Origin of the sequence: Pseudomonas sp. PDNC002, from assembly GCF_016919445.1 — a bacterium.
Classification (GTDB): Bacteria; Pseudomonadota; Gammaproteobacteria; order Pseudomonadales; family Pseudomonadaceae; genus Pseudomonas.
In genome coordinates this window covers 3,830,384-3,848,626 of record NZ_CP070356.1, presented here as the reverse complement: position 1 = coordinate 3,848,626, position 18,243 = coordinate 3,830,384, and the positions used below count along the sequence as shown (strand labels likewise).

18 protein-coding genes are annotated in these 18,243 nt (G+C 65.4%); 7 read left to right on the top strand and 11 right to left on the bottom strand.

Going from position 1 to position 18,243, the window contains the following annotated elements; translation table 11 throughout:
- Position 1: 1 nt before the first annotated feature.
- Together aguB and JVX91_RS17645 are read right to left on the bottom strand one after the other, a co-directional pair.
- Positions 2 to 904 (bottom strand): N-carbamoylputrescine amidase, encoded by a 903-nt coding sequence (aguB, locus tag JVX91_RS17650; protein WP_205335488.1) that lies wholly within the window; start codon positions 902 to 904, stop codon positions 2 to 4.
- Positions 904 to 1,959: an agmatine deiminase family protein gene (locus tag JVX91_RS17645; protein WP_205335487.1), complete on the bottom strand. Its 1,056-nt coding sequence runs from the start codon at positions 1,957 to 1,959 to the stop codon at positions 904 to 906. Before JVX91_RS17645 ends, aguB begins: the two co-directional genes overlap by 1 nt.
- A 133-nt stretch (positions 1,960 to 2,092) precedes the next feature.
- Here JVX91_RS17645 and JVX91_RS17640 point away from each other — a divergent pair, with 133 nt between their 5' ends.
- The gene (locus tag JVX91_RS17640; RefSeq protein WP_205335486.1) at positions 2,093 to 2,956 is read left to right on the top strand and encodes a LysR substrate-binding domain-containing protein; all 864 of its coding nucleotides are present in this window, start codon (positions 2,093 to 2,095) and stop codon (positions 2,954 to 2,956) included.
- 198 nt (positions 2,957 to 3,154) lie between these two features.
- On the opposite strand, the gene JVX91_RS17635 is transcribed toward JVX91_RS17640, so the two are convergent.
- Positions 3,155 to 3,586 (bottom strand): helix-turn-helix domain-containing protein, encoded by a 432-nt coding sequence (locus JVX91_RS17635; protein ID WP_205335485.1) that lies wholly within the window; start codon positions 3,584 to 3,586, stop codon positions 3,155 to 3,157.
- Between the two features lie 108 nt (positions 3,587 to 3,694).
- Between JVX91_RS17635 and JVX91_RS17630 the strand changes: the two genes are divergently transcribed.
- Together JVX91_RS17630 and JVX91_RS17625 are read left to right on the top strand one after the other, a co-directional pair.
- Complete coding sequence (locus JVX91_RS17630; protein ID WP_205335484.1) at positions 3,695 to 4,285, top strand: flavodoxin family protein; 591 nt, start codon at positions 3,695 to 3,697, stop codon at positions 4,283 to 4,285.
- Positions 4,282 to 4,506: a DUF2798 domain-containing protein gene (locus JVX91_RS17625; protein WP_205335483.1), complete on the top strand. Its 225-nt coding sequence runs from the start codon at positions 4,282 to 4,284 to the stop codon at positions 4,504 to 4,506. The genes JVX91_RS17630 and JVX91_RS17625 overlap by 4 nt, the downstream gene beginning before the upstream one ends.
- Before the next feature lie 248 nt (positions 4,507 to 4,754).
- On the opposite strand, the gene JVX91_RS17620 is transcribed toward JVX91_RS17625, so the two are convergent.
- Positions 4,755 to 5,171, bottom strand: a complete 417-nt coding sequence (locus tag JVX91_RS17620; RefSeq protein ID WP_205335482.1) for a hypothetical protein — start codon at positions 5,169 to 5,171, stop codon at positions 4,755 to 4,757.
- Positions 5,172 to 5,413: 242 nt separating this feature from the next.
- On the opposite strand from JVX91_RS17620, the gene JVX91_RS17615 reads away from it, so the two are divergent.
- Complete coding sequence (locus tag JVX91_RS17615) at positions 5,414 to 6,454, top strand: alpha/beta hydrolase (protein ID WP_205335481.1); 1,041 nt, start codon at positions 5,414 to 5,416, stop codon at positions 6,452 to 6,454.
- Positions 6,455 to 6,517: 63 nt separating this feature from the next.
- Here JVX91_RS17615 and JVX91_RS17610 read toward each other — a convergent pair whose 3' ends face one another.
- The 7 genes from JVX91_RS17610 to JVX91_RS17580 form a co-directional block, all read right to left on the bottom strand.
- Complete coding sequence (locus JVX91_RS17610) at positions 6,518 to 7,768, bottom strand: OprD family porin (RefSeq protein ID WP_205335480.1); 1,251 nt, start codon at positions 7,766 to 7,768, stop codon at positions 6,518 to 6,520.
- Positions 7,769 to 7,846: 78 nt separating this feature from the next.
- Positions 7,847 to 8,782, bottom strand: a complete 936-nt coding sequence (locus JVX91_RS17605) for an FAD-binding protein (RefSeq protein ID WP_205335479.1) — start codon at positions 8,780 to 8,782, stop codon at positions 7,847 to 7,849.
- Complete coding sequence (locus tag JVX91_RS17600; protein ID WP_205335478.1) at positions 8,782 to 9,531, bottom strand: electron transfer flavoprotein subunit beta/FixA family protein; 750 nt, start codon at positions 9,529 to 9,531, stop codon at positions 8,782 to 8,784. The genes JVX91_RS17605 and JVX91_RS17600 overlap by 1 nt, the downstream gene beginning before the upstream one ends.
- A gap of 167 nt (positions 9,532 to 9,698) precedes the next feature.
- Positions 9,699 to 10,937 (bottom strand): CaiB/BaiF CoA-transferase family protein, encoded by a 1,239-nt coding sequence (locus JVX91_RS17595; protein ID WP_205335477.1) that lies wholly within the window; start codon positions 10,935 to 10,937, stop codon positions 9,699 to 9,701.
- Between the two features lie 22 nt (positions 10,938 to 10,959).
- Positions 10,960 to 12,162 (bottom strand): 3-oxoadipyl-CoA thiolase, encoded by a 1,203-nt coding sequence (locus JVX91_RS17590; protein WP_205335476.1) that lies wholly within the window; start codon positions 12,160 to 12,162, stop codon positions 10,960 to 10,962.
- Between the two features lie 32 nt (positions 12,163 to 12,194).
- Positions 12,195 to 13,745, bottom strand: coding sequence for a 3-hydroxyacyl-CoA dehydrogenase (locus JVX91_RS17585; RefSeq protein WP_205335475.1), 1,551 nt, complete (start codon positions 13,743 to 13,745; stop codon positions 12,195 to 12,197).
- Complete coding sequence (locus JVX91_RS17580) at positions 13,742 to 14,518, bottom strand: enoyl-CoA hydratase (protein ID WP_205335474.1); 777 nt, start codon at positions 14,516 to 14,518, stop codon at positions 13,742 to 13,744. Before JVX91_RS17580 ends, JVX91_RS17585 begins: the two co-directional genes overlap by 4 nt.
- A 242-nt stretch (positions 14,519 to 14,760) precedes the next feature.
- Between JVX91_RS17580 and JVX91_RS17575 the strand changes: the two genes are divergently transcribed.
- From JVX91_RS17575 to JVX91_RS17565, 3 genes are all read left to right on the top strand, one after another.
- Positions 14,761 to 15,627: an IclR family transcriptional regulator gene (locus JVX91_RS17575; protein WP_205335473.1), complete on the top strand. Its 867-nt coding sequence runs from the start codon at positions 14,761 to 14,763 to the stop codon at positions 15,625 to 15,627.
- Positions 15,628 to 15,686: 59 nt separating this feature from the next.
- Positions 15,687 to 16,841, top strand: a complete 1,155-nt coding sequence (locus JVX91_RS17570) for an acyl-CoA dehydrogenase family protein (protein WP_205335472.1) — start codon at positions 15,687 to 15,689, stop codon at positions 16,839 to 16,841.
- A gap of 116 nt (positions 16,842 to 16,957) precedes the next feature.
- A complete protein-coding gene (locus JVX91_RS17565) occupies positions 16,958 to 18,235 on the top strand; it encodes an MFS transporter (RefSeq protein ID WP_205335471.1) in 1,278 nt (425 codons plus the stop codon).
- Positions 18,236 to 18,243 lie beyond the last annotated feature (8 nt).

Sequence of the window (18,243 nt, the reverse complement as noted above, 5' to 3'; positions counted from 1 at the left end):
GTCAGACTCCTTGCCAGCGTGGGTGCAGGTGGCGGCCGTCGAGGCCGAGCAGAGGGCCGTACATTTCCGGGCGGCGGTCGCGGTAGACGCCCCAGGTCAGGCGTTCTTCGCGGGCCAGGTTCAGGTCCAGCTCCTGCACCAGTACGGCGGCTTCGTTGCGCCCGGCCTCGGCCAGCAGCGCGCCCTTGTGGTCGGTGATGAAGGACGAGCCGTAGAAGCGCATGCGCAGCGCGTCGTCGCTGGGCGCCACTTCCTCGCCGATACGATTGGCCGCCAGCACCGGCAGCAGGTTGGCGGCGGCATGGCCACGCTGGGCGGTCTGCCAGTGATCGCGGGAGTCCAGTTGTTCCGCGCCCGGCTCGGAGCCGATGGCGGTGGGGAACAGCAGCAGCTCCGCGCCCTGCAACGCCAGGCAGCGGGCGGTCTCGGGGAACCACTGGTCCCAGCAGATACCCACGCCGATGCGGCCGACGGCGGTGTCCCAGACGCGGAAGCCGGTATCGCCGGGGCTGAAATACTCCTTCTCCTGGTAGCCGATGGCGTTGGGGATGTGCGTCTTGCGGTACACGCCGAGCAGGCTGCCATCGGCGTCGGCCACGGTCAGCGAGTTGAAGTAGGCGTTGCCGGCGCGCTCGAACCAGCTGATCGGCAGCACCACGTTCAGTTCCGCCGCCAGGCTGGCGAAGCGCTGCAGCAGCGGGCTGTCGTCGTAGGGTTGGGCCAGCGCGAGGTGGACGTGGTCCTGCTCGATGCAGAAGTACGGCGTGGCGAACAGCTCGGGCAGGAGGATCAGCCTTGCTCCGGCGGCCGCCGCCGCGCGCACGTGGCGCTCGGCTTCGGCAAGGTTGCGCGGCAGGTCCCAGCTGCAGGAGAACTGCAACACGGCGACAGTCAGCTTGCTCATCACAGTCCTCCCAGCGGCCAGGCCGGCTGCTGCTGGGTGATGCAGTGCACGCCGCCGCCACCGTGGGCCAGGTTGTTGATGCGTACCGGCACCACTTCGCGGCCGGGGAAGGCGCGGGCCAGCACGGCAGCGGCTTCGTCGTCGGCAGCGATGCCGTAGGCCGGCATGATCACAGCACCGTTGGCCAGGTAGAAGTTGGTGTAGGACGCGCAGAACACCTCGGCCTCCGGGTCCACTGCCGCGCTCGCCTCGAACAGCTCGATCAACTCGAAGGAGCGGCCCTTGGCGTCAGTGGCCAGCTCCAGCGCGCGGCGGTTCTCGCGGGCCACTTCGGCATAGGTGCTGGAGGCGTCATGGGTGGCGTCAACCAGCAGCACGCCGGGGCGGGCGAAGGCGCACACACCGTCAACGTGGCCATCGGTCATGTCGCCGGTGACGTACTGCGGATCGCCCGGCAGCCAGATGGTCTTGGTCACGCCCAGCAGGCGGGAGAAGATTTCCTCCATCTCGCGCTTGCTCACGCCGGGGTTGCGGTTGGGGTTGAGCAGCACCGACTCGGTGGTGATCAGCGTGCCCTCGCCGTCCACGTGGATCGCCCCGCCCTCGTTGGCCAGCGGCGTGCCGAAGCAGTCCAGGCCGAGGTGGTTGAGGATGCGGCGGCCCAGGCCTTCGTCCAGGGTGTGCTCGGACTTGCCGCCCCAGGCATTGAAGCGCCAGCTCACACCGGCCACGCCGTGCTGGGGATGGCAGACGAAGGTTGGCCCGGAATCGCGGCACCAGCTGTCGTCGATGGGCAGCGGCACCAGCTCGACGTTCGGCCCGCAGAGCTCAGCGGCGCGAGCCACGGCGGACGGATCGACCACCAGCTTCACCGGCTCGAAGCGGGCAATGGCGTTGGCAACGCGGGCAAAGTCTTCCTGCACCTGCTCCAGAGTGACGCGCCAGCCACCCTCCCAGAGCGGACGGTTGTGCGGGAAAGCCATCCAGGTCGCCGCGTGGTTGACCCATTCAGCAGGCATGCGCCAGCCGTTCTGCATGTCGTCGTTGCGATGCATACTCAAACCTTTGGTAAGGAATTTTTATCGGAAGAAAAGGGTTCAGCGGCGCCTGGTCACAATGCTAGGCCTGTAAAAACGCGACAACAAACGATAGATTTTGCGTAAATCTGATTAGGCGAACTTATCGATCATGCTCAAGCACTGGCCCCCCCTGAACGCCCTGCGCGGCTTCGAAGCCGCCGCCCGCCTCGGCAGTTTCCACAAGGCCGCCGAGGAGCTGCACCTCACCCAGTCGGCCATCAGCCAGCAGATCCGCAGCCTGGAAAGCTTCGTCGAGCAGCCGCTGTTCTACCGTTCCGGGCGCAAGGTGGCGCTGACCGACGCCGGCGCCGACCTGCTCAGCACCACGCAATCCATGCTGCAGCAACTGGCCGTGGGCATCCGCCGCCTGGACCAGTACCGCAAGCCCAACCAGCTGGTGGTCAACACCACACCGGCCTTCGCCCGCCACTGGCTGGTGCCGCGCCTGGGCGACTTCCACGCGCGCCACCCGCAGATCGACCTCTGGCTACTGACCACCGACGAAACCCCGGACATGGCCTCCCAGACCATCGACATCGCCGTGCGCGACGACCTCACCGCCCAGGCCGAATGCCGCTTTCGCGTACTGCTGGAGGATCGTCTCTATCCCGCCTGCCATCCGTCCGTACTAGCGCAGGCAGAGCCGTCGCGCACGACCCTGCACGGCGAACGGGAAATGGACTGGGCGCATTGGCAGGTGCAAGGCGGCGCGGATGTCGGCCAACGTAGCGAGGGGTTGAACTTCTCCGATCCCGGCCTGTTGCTGGATGCCGCCAGCCAGGGTTTGGGCATCGCGCTGGTGAGCCAGTTGCTGGCGGGGGATGCTCGCAGCGGCGGCCTGCTGGCGCCGCTGAGCGAGCAGACCGTGCGCGGGCCGAACTGGTCGTTGCTGGTGCACCAGCAGAGCGAGCGGAATGCGCAGGCGGTGGGGTTCTGCGAGTGGCTGGAAGCGGCGCTGGGGCTACCAATGTAGGAGCGAGCTTGTTCGCGAACAGCCCAAGGTTGATGTAACCGGCCGACATTGTTCGCGAGCAAGCTCGCTCCTACAGAAAGCCCCTCTCTCAGAGGGAATTGTCCGTGCCGGCTGACGCCATGCTTTCATCCCGCACCGTACAGTCCCCTCTCCCTCTGGGAGAGGGTTAGGGTGAGGGCAAGCCCCTGCGCCGAACTATCAGGCCCTTCCCTTCCTCAACCGCCCCCGCTCCTTCTTCCCCTCCAGCGCACTCTCCGCCGCCGCCTTCACCAGCCGCTGGAAGGTCGGGCACTCCGCATGACTGGGCGCCGGGCACGCCGCCGCATGCCGCAACCCGCGACTCATGGCGCGCAGGCGCCGGATCGTCGCATCCAGCTCATCCGCCTTGGCCGCCAACATCTGCCGGTCGATATTCGCTCCACCGTCGCCGGAAAACATCGAGCGAATCTCTTCCAGGCTGAAACCCGCCGACTGCCCCAGGGTGATCAACGCCAGCTGGTCGAGAATCTGCGGGGCGAACTGGCGGCGCGCGCCGGGCCTGGCGAGCGAGACGATCAGTCCTTTCTCCTCGTAGAAACGCAGGGTCGATGCCGGCACACCGGAACGTCTGGCCACGTCAGCGATATCCATGGAACACCTCTTGACTTCAAGTTCACTTGAACTTGTAGGTTCACGCCAAAGCCCGTCGTGGTCAATCCGAACGCGGCTTTCCACCTTGCGTGCACCCACGGAGAAACCATGAAAACCATCGCCATCGTCTACCACAGCGCCAGCGGCCGCACCGAGCGTATCGCCCAACTCATCGCCAATGGCGCAGCTCTCGTTCCCGGCTGCCACGCACAGCTGATAAAGGCACAGGATCTGATCGAGCACCCCGCCGCCCTGCTCGACTTTCACGGCCTGATCCTCGGTTCGCCCACCTACCTGGGCGGTGTTTCGGCGCCGCTGAAGGCGCTGATGGACGCCACCGGCCCGCTCTGGCGCCAGCAGAAGCTGCGCGGCCGCCTCGCCGCCGGATTCACCGTCTCGGCGCTGCCGGCGGGCGACAAGCAGTCCACGCTGATCTCGCTGTTCACCTTCTGCATACAGCACGGGATGCTCTGGGCCGGCAACCCGATCCTCCCCGAACAGCACCAGGGCGTCCCCTACGAGGAAGCCGCCAACCGTCTGGGCTCGTGGTCCGGCCTGATGGCCCAGGCCGACAAGACCGCACCGGACTTCTGTCCTGGCGACCTGAAGACCGCACGACTGTTCGGCCAGCACTTCGCTGAAACGCTGAGTCGTCTGCATCAGCCGCACGCCGAGCACACGCAGGAGTCCCACGCATGATTGCCCGTCGCTATGCGCCGTTGCTGTTCGCGCTGATCCTGTCCGGCGTGATGACCTTGCTCGTCTCCGGCCTCTCCACCTGGCGCGCAGTTGGCCTGGCTCCCGCCTTTGCGCAGCTCTGGCTGGGCACATGGCTCACCACCTGGAGCATCGCCTTCCCACTGGTGCTGGTCATCGCTCCGCTGACGCGGCGCCTCGTGGAGAAGCTGGTGCACGCGTAGGCGCAACTGCCCTCTATTGAAAGCCCGTGCTGGCGCTCCCCCTCACCCCAGCCCTCTCCCTCAGGGAGAGGGGGCGACCCGTGCCGACTGAGACTTAGGCTCCAGCCTGCACCGAACGGTCCCCTCTCCCGCGTAATGAGCGGGGCGCGCAGCCAGGGTTAGGGTGAGAGGCTCTTGACCTTGTAGGAGCGGACTCCGTCCGCGATCGCCATCCGCCCGCAGAGGTCTAGTGGGGAATCCCCGCCGGCTTACTGCCGAATCCCGTCAGTGAACCGGCAGAAGCCGTCACGCACCGCGCCTTCGGTGGTGTACATACCACCCAGGGTGACGAAGACATAACTGACCTTTGAGCCCGCCCCCGCCTTCTCCACCACGATGTTCAACGGTGCATTCCGGCTGCTCAGGATCACGCCCTGGTAGGCAGAGATGGTGCCGCTCTTCTCGTCGGCGGTCTGGATGGTGAAGCCTTCCTTCACCAGCGTCTTCTGCGCCCGGTCGAAGACCTTGGCGTAAGGCATGTCCAACTGCACGTTGGAGGTAAAGGTCTTGCCGGCGATGAAGCCACCTTCGGTGTTGAAGTTGTCTTCGCACTGGTTGCCGGTCTTCTGGTGCGCGCAGCCCTGCAACAGGGCGGCGGCGAGCAGAATCATCGTGACTCGTCGCATCATCGTTCCTTGATCGTGTGGGGCCGCCATCCCTGCGGGTCTACAGCGGCGAACGAGTTTTATAAGCCGAGGCCGCTGGCCAAGGCCAGACTTTTCCTCGCCCGATGAGACAGCCGGCACGTATGAAACGTCAGCGAATGCCCTCAAGCATGCGCTTTCGTGCCGTTCGTCCCGGAATTTTCCCGGCGACCGTTTCATGCTCGCCTACGCTTTGTCCGGCCCACTTCAATCAAGGAAACGCTATGTCGGAGCCCTTCGATAGCAGTCGTCGCGATCTCATGCGCCTGGCCGCCGTGGCCCTGGCCGCCACCCAGCTGCCGGCCGTGGCGTTGGCAGCCAGCGAGAAAGCCAAGGCCGCACCAACGGTGAAAGCCGGCGCGCATACCGAGTTCAAGGCACTCAAGCAGATCGATGCAGGACTGCTCAGTGTCGGTTACGCCGAGGACGGTCCAGCGGATGGGCCGGTAGTGATCCTGCTGCACGGCTGGCCCTACGACATCTACAGCTTCGTCGACGTGGCGCCAGCACTCGCCGCGCAAGGCTTCCGGGTCATCGTGCCGTGGCTGCGCGGCTACGGCAGTACACGTTTCCTCGCCGAACAAACGATGCGCAACGGCCAGCCAGCGGCAGTGGCCAGCGACATCATCGCGCTGATGGATGCGCTGAAGATCGACAAGGCCGTGCTCGCCGGCTTCGACTGGGGCGCGCGCACCGCCGATATCATCGCCGCCCTCTGGCCCGAGCGCTGCAAGGCGCTGGTGGCGGTCAGCGGCTACCTGATCGGCAACCAGGCCGCCGGCCAGCAACCATTGCCGCCGGAAGCCGAGTTCCTCTGGTGGTACCAGTTCTACTTCGCCACCGAGCGCGGCGCCGCCGGCTACGCGAAGAACACCCGCGACTTCACCCGGCTGATCTGGAAGCAGGCTTCGCCGAAGTGGAATTTCGACGATGCGACCTTCGAGCGCAGCGCGAAAGCTTTCGAGAATCCTGACCACGTCGCGATCACGATCCACAACTATCGCTGGCGCCAGAACCTGGCGGCAGGCGAAGCGCAGTACGACGAGCTGGAGCAGAAGCTGGCCAAGGCCCCGCCGATCAGCGTGCCGACCATTACCCTCGAAGGCGACGCCAACGGCGCGTTCCATCCGCCACCCAAGGCTTACGCGGCGAAGTTCACCGGTCACTACGAGCATCGCACGCTGACCGGGGGTATCGGCCACAACCTGCCGCAGGAGGCGCCGGAAGCATTCGCCAAAGCCGTCGTCGACGTCAGCAAGTGGTAAGACCCGGATCGAGCGCATAAAAAAGCCCCGCCTGAGCGGGGCTTTTCGGTACTGCCTGGCGCGTTACCAGATCGGCAAGGTGTAGCTGACGATGAAGCGGGTCTCGTCCATGTCATTGCCGAAGCTGCTGCGGAAGGTGCTGTTGCGCAGCTTGAAGCCGACGTTCTTCAGCGGGCCGCTCTGCACCAGGTAGCCGACGTCGGTGTCGCGCTCCCACTCCTTGCCGTTGCCCTGGCCGTTGAGCAGGTCGATGTTGTCTCCGCGCAGGTAGCGGGTCATCAGGCTCAGGCCGGGCAGCCCGTAGGAAGCGAAGTTGAAGTCGTAGCGCAGTTGCCAGGAGCGTTCGTCCTTGTTGGCAAAGTCGCCGATCTGCACGTAGTTGACCAGGTACGGATCGGTGCCCGACAGGTAGGCGAAGCCGGTGTCGCCGGACATGCGCTGCAGGCCCAGGCCGAACGCCTGGTTGCCCAGCTTGTAGGTGAACATGGCGTTGAGCGCGCGGTTGTCGACGTTGCTGCCGCCATCATCGGTGGAACGCGCCCAGCGGATGTCGGACTTCAGCGACTGGCCCTCGGCAATCGGCAGCGTGTGCACCAGGCTCACGTAGTGCTGGCGATAGAGGTCTTCGAGGTTGGCGTAGTGGTAGCTGGTGCTCAGCTGGCTGTTCCAGCGGTAGGTGCCGCCGGCGATGTTGAAACGGTCGCTGGTGAGGTGGCTGCCGGCGACGATGTTGCGCTTGTTGCCGCGGGTCATCGACAGGTCTTCGTTGTTGGACGAATCGCGCTGCTTCACTTCGCGCAACTGGCCGAGCTGCAGGTCGAGGTCGTCGAGCTCCTTCGACTCCACCAGCGCGCCCTGGAAGGTCTGCGGCAGCAGGCGGGTGTCGTTGTACTGCACCACCGGCAGCTTGGGCAGCAACGTGCCGACTTTCAGCGTGCTCTTGGAGACGCGCAGCTTGGCGGTCAGGCCAAGGTCGCTGTAGTCGTCGGCGGCGCGCTTGTCGCTGGCCGAGTACGGCAGCAGGCCGGAGCCGGAACGGTCCGGGCTGGAATCCAGTTTCAGGCCCAGCAGGCCAAGGGCATCGACGCCCACCCCGACGGTGCCATCGGTGTAGCCCGATTCATAGCGCAGCAGGAAACCCTGGGCCCACTCTTCGGATTTGGACTGCGCGGCACCGCTCTGGCGGTAGTCGCGGTTGAAGTAGAAGTTGCGTGCTTCGATGCTGGCCTTGCTGTCGGAGAGGAAATCGGCCTGGGCGAACGGGGGCAGCAGCGCCAGTCCGGAGACCAGCACAGGGAGTCGACGAGTATTCATTGTTCTTGTTTCTTTCTACTGAGGTGTTGGCAAAACGCCGGGCTGCTGTCGACTGGCCCGGCAAGAGGAAGAACTGGATCAGACGGCCTTTTCCAGCTCCGGTACAGCTTCGAACAGATCGGCGACCAGGCCGTAGTCGGCGACCTGGAAGATCGGTGCCTCTTCGTCCTTGTTGATCGCGACGATCACTTTCGAGTCCTTCATGCCCGCCAGGTGCTGGATGGCGCCGGAGATACCGACGGCCACGTACAGCTGCGGAGCGACGATCTTGCCGGTCTGGCCGACCTGCATGTCGTTCGGCACGAAGCCGGCGTCAACGGCGGCGCGGGAAGCACCGACTGCAGCGCCCAGCTTGTCAGCCAGGGAGTAGAGGATCTTGAAGTTGTCGCCGTTGCCCATGCCACGGCCGCCGGAAACGACGATCTTGGCAGCGGTCAGTTCCGGACGGTCGGACTTGGCCAGCTCTTCGCCAACGAAGGCGGACTTGCCGGCATCGGCCGGGCCGGAAACAGCTTCAACAGCGGCGGAACCACCTTCGGCAGCGACGGCGTCGAAGCCGGTGCCACGAACGGTGATCACTTTCACGGCAGCCGAGGACTGCACGGTAGCGATGGCGTTACCGGCGTAGATCGGGCGCTTGAAGGTGTCGGCGCTGACGACTTCGATGATCTCGGAGATCTGGTCGACGTCCAGCAGAGCGGCAACGCGCGGCAGGAAGTTCTTCCCGTTGGTGGTGGCGGCGGCCAGCACGTGGCCGAACCCACTTTCCTTCACGAGAGCCGCGATCAGCGGAGCGACGTTCTCCGGCAACTGGTGAGCGTAAGCGGCGTTGTCGGCGACCAGCACCTTGGAAACACCGGCGATCCTGGCAGCGGCTTCGGCTACGCCAGCGACGCTCTGGCCAGCCACCAGAACAGCGATATCGCCGTCGATCTTCTGGGCCGCCGCAACGGTATTCAGCGTCGCCGCACCCAGCGCACCATTCGAATGTTCTGCAACAACCAGCACAGTCATCAGATCACCTTCGCTTCGTTCTTCAGTTTCTCGACCAGTTCGGCCACCGACTTCACCTTGATCCCGGCGCTGCGCGCGGCTGGCGCTTCGACCTTGAGCGTCTTCACGGTCGAGGCCGTGGAGATACCCAGCGCATCGGGAGTAAGGATCTCCAGCGGTTTCTTCTTCGCCTTCATGATGTTGGGCAGCGACGCATAGCGCGGCTCGTTCAGGCGCAGGTCGGTGGTGACGATCGCCGGCAGGTTCAGGGCAACGGTCTGCAGGCCGCCGTCGATTTCACGGGTGACGTTGACCTTGTCGCCAGCGACTTCGACCTTGGAGGCGAAGGTGCCTTGGGCGTAGCCGGTCAGCGCGGCCAGCATCTGGCCGGTCTGGTTGTTGTCGCTGTCGATGGCCTGCTTGCCGAGGATGACCAGCTGCGGCTGCTCCTTGTCGACAATGGCTTTCAGCGCTTTCGCCACAGCGAGGGAATTCAGCTCGTCATTGCTTTCGACCAGCACTGCGCGGTCGGCACCCAGCGCCAAAGCAGTACGCAGCTGCTCCTGCGCGCCACTCGGGCCGACCGAGACCACCACGATCTCGCTGGCGACGCCTTTCTCTTTCAGGCGGACGGCCTCTTCCACGGCGATTTCGCAGAAGGGGTTCATGGACATCTTGACGTTGGCGAGATCGACGCCGGAGTTGTCCGCCTTGACGCGGACCTTGACGTTGTAGTCGACCACGCGTTTTACCGCGACCAGTACTTTCATCAGTTGTTTCCTTGGCTAACGCCGGTTTGCATCGGCGCTGCGGTTGGGGGAGGCCTCAGCTACGTAGGGCGCATAACCGCTTGCGGTTATCCGCCATCATTCGGTGCAGCGGCGGATAACGCTGGCGCGTTATGCGCCCTACTCCTGCGGCTGGTTAGCGAACGAACTCAGGCCTTACCGAGTTGCTCGATCACACCCTCGGCCTTCAACTGCGCCAGGCGTGCGTCATCGATCCCCAGGCGGCGCTTGAGTACCTCGTCAGTGTGCTCGCCGAGCATGGGCGCCGGGCGCTGGTATTCCACCGGCGTCTCGGACAATTTCAGCGGGCTACCGACCATGCGGAACGCCGGGTTCTGCGCGTGGGGAATCTCCACCAGCATGTCGCGGGCGACCACCTGCGGCTCATCCAGTGCGCGACCGATATCATTGATCACACCGACCGGCACCTTCATCGCATGGATGCGCTTCACCCAGTTGTCGGCGGTGTCGCCCTGGAAGTGCTCGGCCAGCTTGCCGACGATGATGTCGCGGTTGCGCACGCGGTCGGCATTGCGGGTGAAGCGCGGGTCCTTCGGCAATTCGGGCAGGCCGATGGCATCGCACAGCGAGACGAACTGGCTGTCGTTGCCGCAGGCGATGATGAAATCCATGTCCTGCGCGCTGAACACCTGGTACGGCACGATGTTGACGTGGGCATTGCCCTGGCGGCCCGGCGAGCGGCCAGTGGCGAGGTAGTTCTGGCTCTGGTTGCCGAGCATGGCGACCTGCACGTCGAGCAGCGCCATGTCGCAGTGCTGGCCGCGGCCGGTCTTCTCCCGCGCCAGCAGCGCGGCCTGGATGGCGACCACCGAGTAGAGGCCGGTCATCACGTCCGACACGGCAACACCGACCTTCTGCGGGCCGGCGCCGGGCACGCCGTCCTTCTCGCCGGTGATGCTCATCAACCCGCCCATGCCCTGGATGATGAAGTCGTAGCCGGGCTCCTCGGCGCGCGGGCCGGTCTGGCCGAAGCCGGTGATGGAGCAGTAGACCAGGCGCGGATTCACTTTCGACAGGCTCTCGTAGTCCAGCCCGTACTTGGCCAGCGAGCCGGCCTTGTAGTTCTCGATCAGCACGTCGCACTCGCAGGCCAGGGCGCGCACCAGCGCCTGCCCTTCTTCGGTGGCCAGATTCAGCGCCACCGACAGCTTGTTGCGGTTGGTGGACTGGTAGTACGCCGCCTCGGAGCTGTCCGAACCATCGGCGGCTTTCATGTAAGGCGGGCCCCAGCCACGGGTGTCGTCACCCACGCCGGGACGTTCGATCTTGATCACTTCCGCGCCCAGGTCGGCCAGCACCTGGCCACACCAGGGGCCGGCCAGCACGCGGCTGAGGTCGAGTACGCGGTATCCGCTCAAAGCACCCATCTTCAACTCCTCACTGGCGCGCTCAGGCGCGCTCGATAACCATGGCGAGCCCCTGGCCCACGCCGATGCACAGACTGATCACCGCATAGCGTTGACCGGCGCGCTGCAGTTGTCGCGCCACGCTCAGCGCCAGCCGCGCGCCGGAAGCGCCCAGCGGGTGGCCGACGGCGATGGCGCCGCCATTGGGGTTGACCCGCGCATCGTCGAAATCGACACCCAGACCGTGCAGGCAACCGAGCACCTGGGAAGCGAAAGCCTCGTTGATCTCGATGATGTCCATGTCAGCCAGGGTCAGGTTGGCGCGGGCCAGCGCCTTGTTGATCGCCTCCACCGGACCGACGCCCATGATGCGCGGCTCCACGCCGACTGCCGCCGCCGAAAGAATCCGCGCCAGCGGCTTAAGGCCGTGGCGTTCGCCCGCCTCTGCCGAGCCGATCAGCAATGCGGCGGCGCCGTCGTTGACGCCGGAAGCGTTGCCCGCGGTGACCACCCCGCCTTCGGACAGCGGTTTGAGGCGCGCCAACGCGGCTTCATCGGAGGACGGGCGCGGATGCTCGTCCTGCTCGACGACATTCGGCGGCGTCTTGCGCCCGGTCGGTACGCTGACCGGGAGGATTTCCCCGGCGAAGAAACCGGCCTGGCGGGCGGCTTCAAAGTTGGCCTGGGAACGGGCGGCGAAGCGGTCGGCCTGTTCGCGGCTGATGCCGAATTCGCGAGCCACGTTGTCACCGGTCTCCGGCATGCTGTCGTTGCCGAACCCGGCGACGATCTTCGGGTTGGGGAAGCGCGCGCCGATGGTGCTGTCGAACACCGTCAGGTCGCGGCTGTACGCCGCCTCGGCCTTGGCCATGACGAAGGGCGCGCGGGACATGCTTTCCACACCGCCAGCGACGAACAGCTCGCCTTCGCCACAAGTCACCGCGCGCGCAGCGTCGATCACGGCAGCCAGGCCGCTGGCGCACAGGCGATTCACCGTCTGGCCCGGCACGGTCACCGGCAGGCCGGCGAGCAGCGCGGCATGGCGGGCGATATTGCGGCTGTCTTCACCGGCCTGGTTGGTGTTGCCGAGGATCACGTCCTCGATGGCTTCGCCCGGCACCTTGGTGCTGGCCAGCAGCTCGCGGATTACCTGGGCGATCAGGTCGTCGGGGCGCACCGGCGCCAGGGCGCCGCCATGGCGACCGAAGGGCGTGCGCAGGCCGGCATAGATATAAGCATTGAGCATCGGTATCTCCTTGAATCGGTAGGCGCAGGGCTTCAGCCCAGCGCAGGCTCGACGTGGCGCAGCGACAGGCCCAGCGCGGCGCGGCGGCGCAGCCACGGGCCGGGGCGGTAGCGGGCATCGCCGGTCAGGTCGGTCATGCGTTCGAGAATGGTCAGCAGGCGCGCCGGGCCGACGCTGTCGCCCCAGGCCAGCGGGCCTTGCGGATAACCGAGGCCACGGCGCACGCCTTCGTCGAGGTCGTCGACGCTGGCGATGCGCTGCTGGACGATGTCGCCGGCAAGGTTGACGATCAGCGCCAGTACGCGCTGGGCGACGAAGCCGACGCTGTCATTGATGACCGTGACACCTACGCCGTCAGCCGCCAGCAGTGCATGGGCGGCATCACGCATGGCCGGGGCAGTCGCCGGGTTCTGCATCAGGCAGCGGTGGCGCTGCAGGTCCAGCAGCAGGTCGATGCAGACGGTGCGTGCCGGATCGGTATCGAATCGCTGGCAGGCGGTGGTGGCGTCGATGCCGTAGGGCGCGAGCAGGCACAACGCCTCGCTGCTCGGTTGGGCGACCTGCTCCAGGTTTGCGCCAAGCTTCTTCAGCAGCTCGCTGAGCAGTTCGCGGTCTTCATCGTTCTCGGTGCCGATCCATACCGGCGGCAACGCTCCCACGCTCGGCACTGGTTGCGGCGCCGACGGGTCGATCATCTTGCCGTCTGCATAGCGATAGAAGCCGCGACCGACCTTGCGGCCGACGAAGCCGGCCTCGAGCATCTGCCGGGTCAGCGCCGCCGGGCGATAGCGCGGCTCCTGGTAGAACTGGTTGTAGATGGACTCGATAACCGGATGGGAAACGTCCAGCGCGGTGAGGTCGAACAGCTCCAGCGGCCCCATGCGGAAGCCCAGGCCCTCGCGCAGGATGCGGTCGATATCGGCCGGTTCGGCGATGGCTTCCTTGAGCATCTGCAGCGCTTCGGTGCTGTAGGCACGGCCGGCGTGGTTGATGATGAAACCCGGAGTGTCCTTGGCGCGGATGCCGCGATGGCCCATGCGCGCGGCCAGTGCCACCAGGCGGTCGCCGACCTGTGGGTCGCTGGCCAGGCCGTCGATCACCTCGACCACCTTCATCAGCGGCACCGGATTGAAGAAGTGGAAGCCCGCCACCCGCTCCGGATGCTGGCAACCACGGGCGATGCTGGTGACCGACAGCGACGAGGTGTTGGTGGCGAGGATGCAGTCGGCACTGACCACCGCTTCCAGATCAGCCAGCAGCGCCTGCTTGGCATCCAGGCGCTCGATGATCGCCTCGACCACCAGATCGGAATCCGCCAGCTCATTCAGGGAGCCGGCGACCAGCAGGCGCGCCAGGGTGGCGTCGGCTTCGGCTGCAGTGATCTTGCCCTTCTCCGCCAGCTTGACGAGGGTGCGACCGAGGTTTTCGCGCGCGGTTTGGGCCGCACCGTCACGGGCATCGAAGAGCTTCACCTGGATGCCGGCCTGGGCGGCGATCTGGGCGATGCCGCTGCCCATGACGCCCGTACCGACGATGGCCATGCGTTCGATGCGTTCGATACCGAAAGAAAGGGTCATGCTCATTCCCCCAGGAAACTGGCTTGGCGTTTTTCCAGGAAGGCGGCGGCGCCCTCTTTCTGGTCTTTCGAGTCGAACAGCAACTGGAAGGCCTTGCGCTCAAGCGTCAACGCGCTGTCCAGCGGCAGGTCGGCGCCGGCGAGCATCACTTCCTTGATCTGCGCCACCGCCAGCGGCGGCAGTGCGGCGATCTCGGCGGCCAGTTCCAGCGCGCGGGGCAGCGTGCGCGCGTCTTCCACCACTTCACTGAGCATGCCGATGGCCAGGGCTTCGGGCGCCTTGACCAGGCAGCCGGTCAGGGCGATGCGCATTGCCTGGAACTTGCCCACGGCGCGGATCAGCCGCTGGGTGCCGCCAGCACCGGGCATCAGGCCGAGCTTCACTTCCGGCTGGCCGAAGCGCGCCGACTCGCCGGCGACGATGATGTCGCAGTGCATCGCCAGCTCGCAGCCGCCGCCGAGGGCGAAACCGTTCACCGCAGCGATCACCGGTTTGGGGCAACGGGAAATCGCCTCCCACAGCAGTTCGGTATGGCGACGGTACATCTCGATGGGGCTGGCCTGGGCGAACTCACGGATGTCCGCCCCAGCGACGAAGCACTCCTCTCCCCCGGTCAGCACCACCGCGCGAACCTCAGGGTTGTCGCTCAGGGCGCGGAAGTGCTCGGCCAGTTGTTGGCGCACGGTCGCGTTGAGAGCGTTCTTGGCTTCCGGACGATCGATGCGGACGACCGCCACGCCATCGGCCCTGATATCGAGATGAACCACGTTGGTACTCATGAAAGCGATAACCTCGTTTTGTTTCGTCAGACGAAACTACATTCCGTATTTCGATTTCATCATAGTGACCCTGAAACGGAGCTGTAAACGGTGACAATCGAAATAGCCCTGAAAGGCCCTTTAAATATGGGCCTCCAATATTTTTAGCGGCACGCCTGTACTAACCAGCTCGGACCCATTACAATTTCGCCTGACGAAACTGCATTTTATTTTATTGATTTTCCGTGAATAGGGGTTCTACCATGCGCCGCAACAAGACGGAGATGGACTCGGCTGCGCCGACGAAAAACGAAGGTGAAATCGGCCTGCTGGAACGCGGTCTGTACGACCCGGCCACGGCACTGAGCGAAGAGGAAAACAGCGGCCAGTTCGTGACGGCCCTGGCTCGCGGTCTGGAGATTCTGCGTTGCTTCACGCCACGGGAAAACGTGCTGAGCAACCAGGACCTGGCCCGCAAGACCGACCTGCCCAAGCCGACGGTGACGCGCCTGACCAACACCCTGATGCGCCTGGGTTGCCTCAAGCGCGAAGTGCATTCGGGCAAGTACCAGCTGGACGTCGGCGTGCTGGGTTTCGGCTACGCGATGCTGTCGAACCTGTCGATCCGCGCGGTGGCCCATCCGCTGATGGAGGAACTGGCCAACCACGCCCAGGCGGCGGTGGCCATGGCCGCCCGCGACCGTCTGCAGATGGTGTACCTGGACGTGGTCCAGGGACAGGGAAACATGACGATGCGCCGGCAGATCGGCAGTTACCTGCCGCTGGCGGCGAGCTCGGTGGGCCGCGCATGCCTCGCGGCGATGCCGGAGAACGAGCGGGAATTCCTGCTCGACCACATTCGCGAACGCGAACCGGACACCTGGCCGGCCATCCGCAAGGGTCTGGACCGCGCCTTCAGGGACTACACCGACTACGGCTACTGCCTGTCGATCGGTGAATGGCACCGCGACGTCAACTCCGTCGCCGTGCCCTTGGTACACCCGCAGTACGGCCTGCTGGCCTTCAACTGCGGCGGACCGAGCTTCCAGCTGACCCGCGAGAAGCTCGAGGACGACATCGGGCCCCGCCTGATCAACATGGTCAACAACATAGGTGCCGCCGCTCGCTGAATCTCGGGTGACGGTGCCTCGCCAGACTGGCCCGCTCGCGGGCCTTGTGAGGAGTGCACATGATCCGAGACCCAGAAACGCTGCAGATACTTCTGGACTCCATCCACCAGTTCGTCGGCGAAGTGCTGATCCCGCGGGAAAACGAGGTCGCCGAGACCGACGCGATCCCGCAGGACATCGTCCAGCAGATGCGCGAGATGGGCCTGTTCGGCCTGACCATCCCCGAGGAGTTCGGCGGCCTGGGCGTGACCATGGAAGAAGAGGTGAACATCACCTTTGAACTGGGCCGCACCTCCCCCGCCTTCCGCTCCTACATCGGCACCAACAACGGCATTGGCTCCATCGGCATCCTGATCGATGGCACGCCGGAACAGAAAGCCCACTACCTGCCCAAGCTCGCCAGCGGCGAACTGCTCAGCGCCTTCTGCCTGACCGAGCCGGACTCGGGCTCCGACGCCGCCTCACTGAAGACCACCGCTGTGCGCGATGGCGACTTCTACGTGCTCAACGGCACCAAGCGCTTCATCACCAACGCCCCCCACGCCGGCATCTATACCGTGATGGCCCGCACCAACCCGGCGATCAAGGGTTCCGGCGGCATCAGCGCGTTCATCGTCGAGCGCGGCACTCCGGGCATTTCCCTCGGCAAGCCGGACCACAAGATGGGCCAGAAAGGCGCGCACACCAGCGACGTCATCTTCGACAACGTGCGCATCCCGGCCAGCCAGCTGATCGGCGGCGTCGAGGGCGTCGGTTTCAAGACCGCCATGAAGGTGCTCGACAAGGGCCGCCTGCACATCGCCGCGCTGAGCGTCGGCGCCGCCGAGCGCATGCTCGCCGACGCGTTGCAGTACGCCCTGGAGCGCAAGCAGTTCGGCCAGCCGATCGCCGAGTTCCAGCTGATCCAGGCGATGCTCGCCGACAGCAAGGCCGAGATCTACGCCGCCCGCTGCATGGTGCTGGACGCCGCGCGCAAGCGCGACGAGGGCCGCAACGTCAGCACCGAAGCCTCCTGCGCGAAGATGTTCGCCACCGAAATGTGCGGCCGCGTCGCTGACCGCTGCGTGCAGATCCACGGCGGCGCCGGCTACGTCAGCGAGTACGCCATCGAGCGTTTCTACCGCGACGTCCGCCTCTTCCGGCTCTACGAGGGCACCACGCAGATCCAGCAGGTGATCATCGCCCGCAACATGATCCGCGACGCCCAGGCCTGACCCGACACGGCGGTGCGAGGCCACGCACCTCGCGCCGCCCAATCAAAAGCACCTGCCACACGCTTACCGAGGATCGGCCCGCCGGTCCGCCAACAACTACAACAGGTAATTCGTTCATGGAAAACACTGCTTCCGTTCCGGCGGCAACCGCCGCCACCCAGGACAAGACCTGGGTGCTCGTCTTCGCCTTCTGCTTCATCGGCCTGCTGATCGATGGTGCGGACCTGATGCTGCTCTCCTACAGCCTCACCAGCCTCAAGGCCGAGTTCGGCCTGAGCAACCTCCAGGCCGGCAGCCTGGGCAGCGTCACGCTGGCCGGTATGGCCATCGGCGGTATTTATGGCGGCTGGGCCTGCGATCGCTTCGGTCGGGTCAAGACGGTGGTCTGGACCATCGTGCTGTTCTCCGTCGGCACCGCTGTCCTGGGACTGACCCACAACTACTGGCAGTTCGCCGCCGCGCGCTTTGTCGCGTCGCTCGGCCTTGGCGCCCTGTATGTCGCCTGCAATACGCTGATGGCCGAGTACGTGCCCACCAAATACCGCACCACCGTACTGGGCACCCTGCAGGCGGGCTGGTCGGTCGGCTACATCGTCGCCACCCTGCTGGCCGGCTGGATCCTGCCGGACCACGGCTGGCGCTACCTGTTCTACATCGCCATCATCCCCGTGGTGCTGGCCATTGCCATGCGCAAGCTGATCCCCGAACCCGCCGCCTGGGTCCAGGCACAGGCCGAGCGCCAGCAGCGCAAGGCCGACGCTCCTGCCGGAAGCGTTGCCGCTCCGCGTCAGAACGCCTTCCGCCAGATCTTCGCTGACCCGCGGGCCAGCCGCATGTTTCTGTTCTGGGCGCTGACCGCCGGCTTCCTGCAGTTCGGCTACTACGGCGTGAACAACTGGATGCCGTCGTACCTGGAAACCGAGATGGGCATGAACTTCAAGGCCATGACCTCGTATCTGGTGGGCACCTACGCCGCGATGATCCTCGGCAAGATCCTGGCCGGCGTCGCCGCCGACTGGTTTGGCCGCCGCACGGTATTCTCCTTCGGCGCCTTGGGCACCGCGGTGTTCCTGCCAGTGATCGTGCTGCTCCACAGCCCCGATAACATCCTCTGGATGCTGGTGGTGTTCGGCTTCCTCTACGGCATTCCGTATGGCGTGAACGCGACCTACATGACTGAGAGCTTCGCTGCGGCGTTCCGCGGTACGGCCGTGGGCGGTGCATACAACATCGGCCGCATCGGCGCGGCCATTGCGCCGGCGGTGATCGGCTTCCTCGCCACGCAGATGTCCATCGGCGTGGGCTTCCTGGTGATGGGTGCGGCGTACTTCATCTGTGGCGTGATCCCCGCCCTGCTGATCCGCGACAAGCAGTTCGACCCGCAACAGGAATGATCGGGAGC

Excerpts from the sequence above, each read along its gene's own strand:
- aguB (WP_205335488.1), bottom strand. The coding sequence starts at position 904 with ATGAGCAAGCTGACTGTCGCCGTGTTGCAGTTCTCCTGCAGCTGGGAC.
- JVX91_RS17645 (WP_205335487.1), bottom strand. The coding sequence starts at position 1,959 with ATGCATCGCAACGACGACATGCAGAACGGCTGGCGCATGCCTGCTGAA.
- JVX91_RS17640 (WP_205335486.1), top strand. The coding sequence starts at position 2,093 with ATGCTCAAGCACTGGCCCCCCCTGAACGCCCTGCGCGGCTTCGAAGCC.
- JVX91_RS17635 (WP_205335485.1), bottom strand. The coding sequence starts at position 3,586 with ATGGATATCGCTGACGTGGCCAGACGTTCCGGTGTGCCGGCATCGACC.
- JVX91_RS17630 (WP_205335484.1), top strand. The coding sequence starts at position 3,695 with ATGAAAACCATCGCCATCGTCTACCACAGCGCCAGCGGCCGCACCGAG.
- JVX91_RS17625 (WP_205335483.1), top strand. The coding sequence starts at position 4,282 with ATGATTGCCCGTCGCTATGCGCCGTTGCTGTTCGCGCTGATCCTGTCC.
- JVX91_RS17620 (WP_205335482.1), bottom strand. The coding sequence starts at position 5,171 with ATGCGACGAGTCACGATGATTCTGCTCGCCGCCGCCCTGTTGCAGGGC.
- JVX91_RS17615 (WP_205335481.1), top strand. The coding sequence starts at position 5,414 with ATGTCGGAGCCCTTCGATAGCAGTCGTCGCGATCTCATGCGCCTGGCC.
- JVX91_RS17610 (WP_205335480.1), bottom strand. The coding sequence starts at position 7,768 with ATGAATACTCGTCGACTCCCTGTGCTGGTCTCCGGACTGGCGCTGCTG.
- JVX91_RS17605 (WP_205335479.1), bottom strand. The coding sequence starts at position 8,782 with ATGACTGTGCTGGTTGTTGCAGAACATTCGAATGGTGCGCTGGGTGCG.
- JVX91_RS17600 (WP_205335478.1), bottom strand. The coding sequence starts at position 9,531 with ATGAAAGTACTGGTCGCGGTAAAACGCGTGGTCGACTACAACGTCAAG.
- JVX91_RS17595 (WP_205335477.1), bottom strand. The coding sequence starts at position 10,937 with ATGGGTGCTTTGAGCGGATACCGCGTACTCGACCTCAGCCGCGTGCTG.
- JVX91_RS17590 (WP_205335476.1), bottom strand. The coding sequence starts at position 12,162 with ATGCTCAATGCTTATATCTATGCCGGCCTGCGCACGCCCTTCGGTCGC.
- JVX91_RS17585 (WP_205335475.1), bottom strand. The coding sequence starts at position 13,745 with ATGAGCATGACCCTTTCTTTCGGTATCGAACGCATCGAACGCATGGCC.
- JVX91_RS17580 (WP_205335474.1), bottom strand. The coding sequence starts at position 14,518 with ATGAGTACCAACGTGGTTCATCTCGATATCAGGGCCGATGGCGTGGCG.
- JVX91_RS17575 (WP_205335473.1), top strand. The coding sequence starts at position 14,761 with ATGCGCCGCAACAAGACGGAGATGGACTCGGCTGCGCCGACGAAAAAC.
- JVX91_RS17570 (WP_205335472.1), top strand. The coding sequence starts at position 15,687 with ATGATCCGAGACCCAGAAACGCTGCAGATACTTCTGGACTCCATCCAC.
- JVX91_RS17565 (WP_205335471.1), top strand. The coding sequence starts at position 16,958 with ATGGAAAACACTGCTTCCGTTCCGGCGGCAACCGCCGCCACCCAGGAC.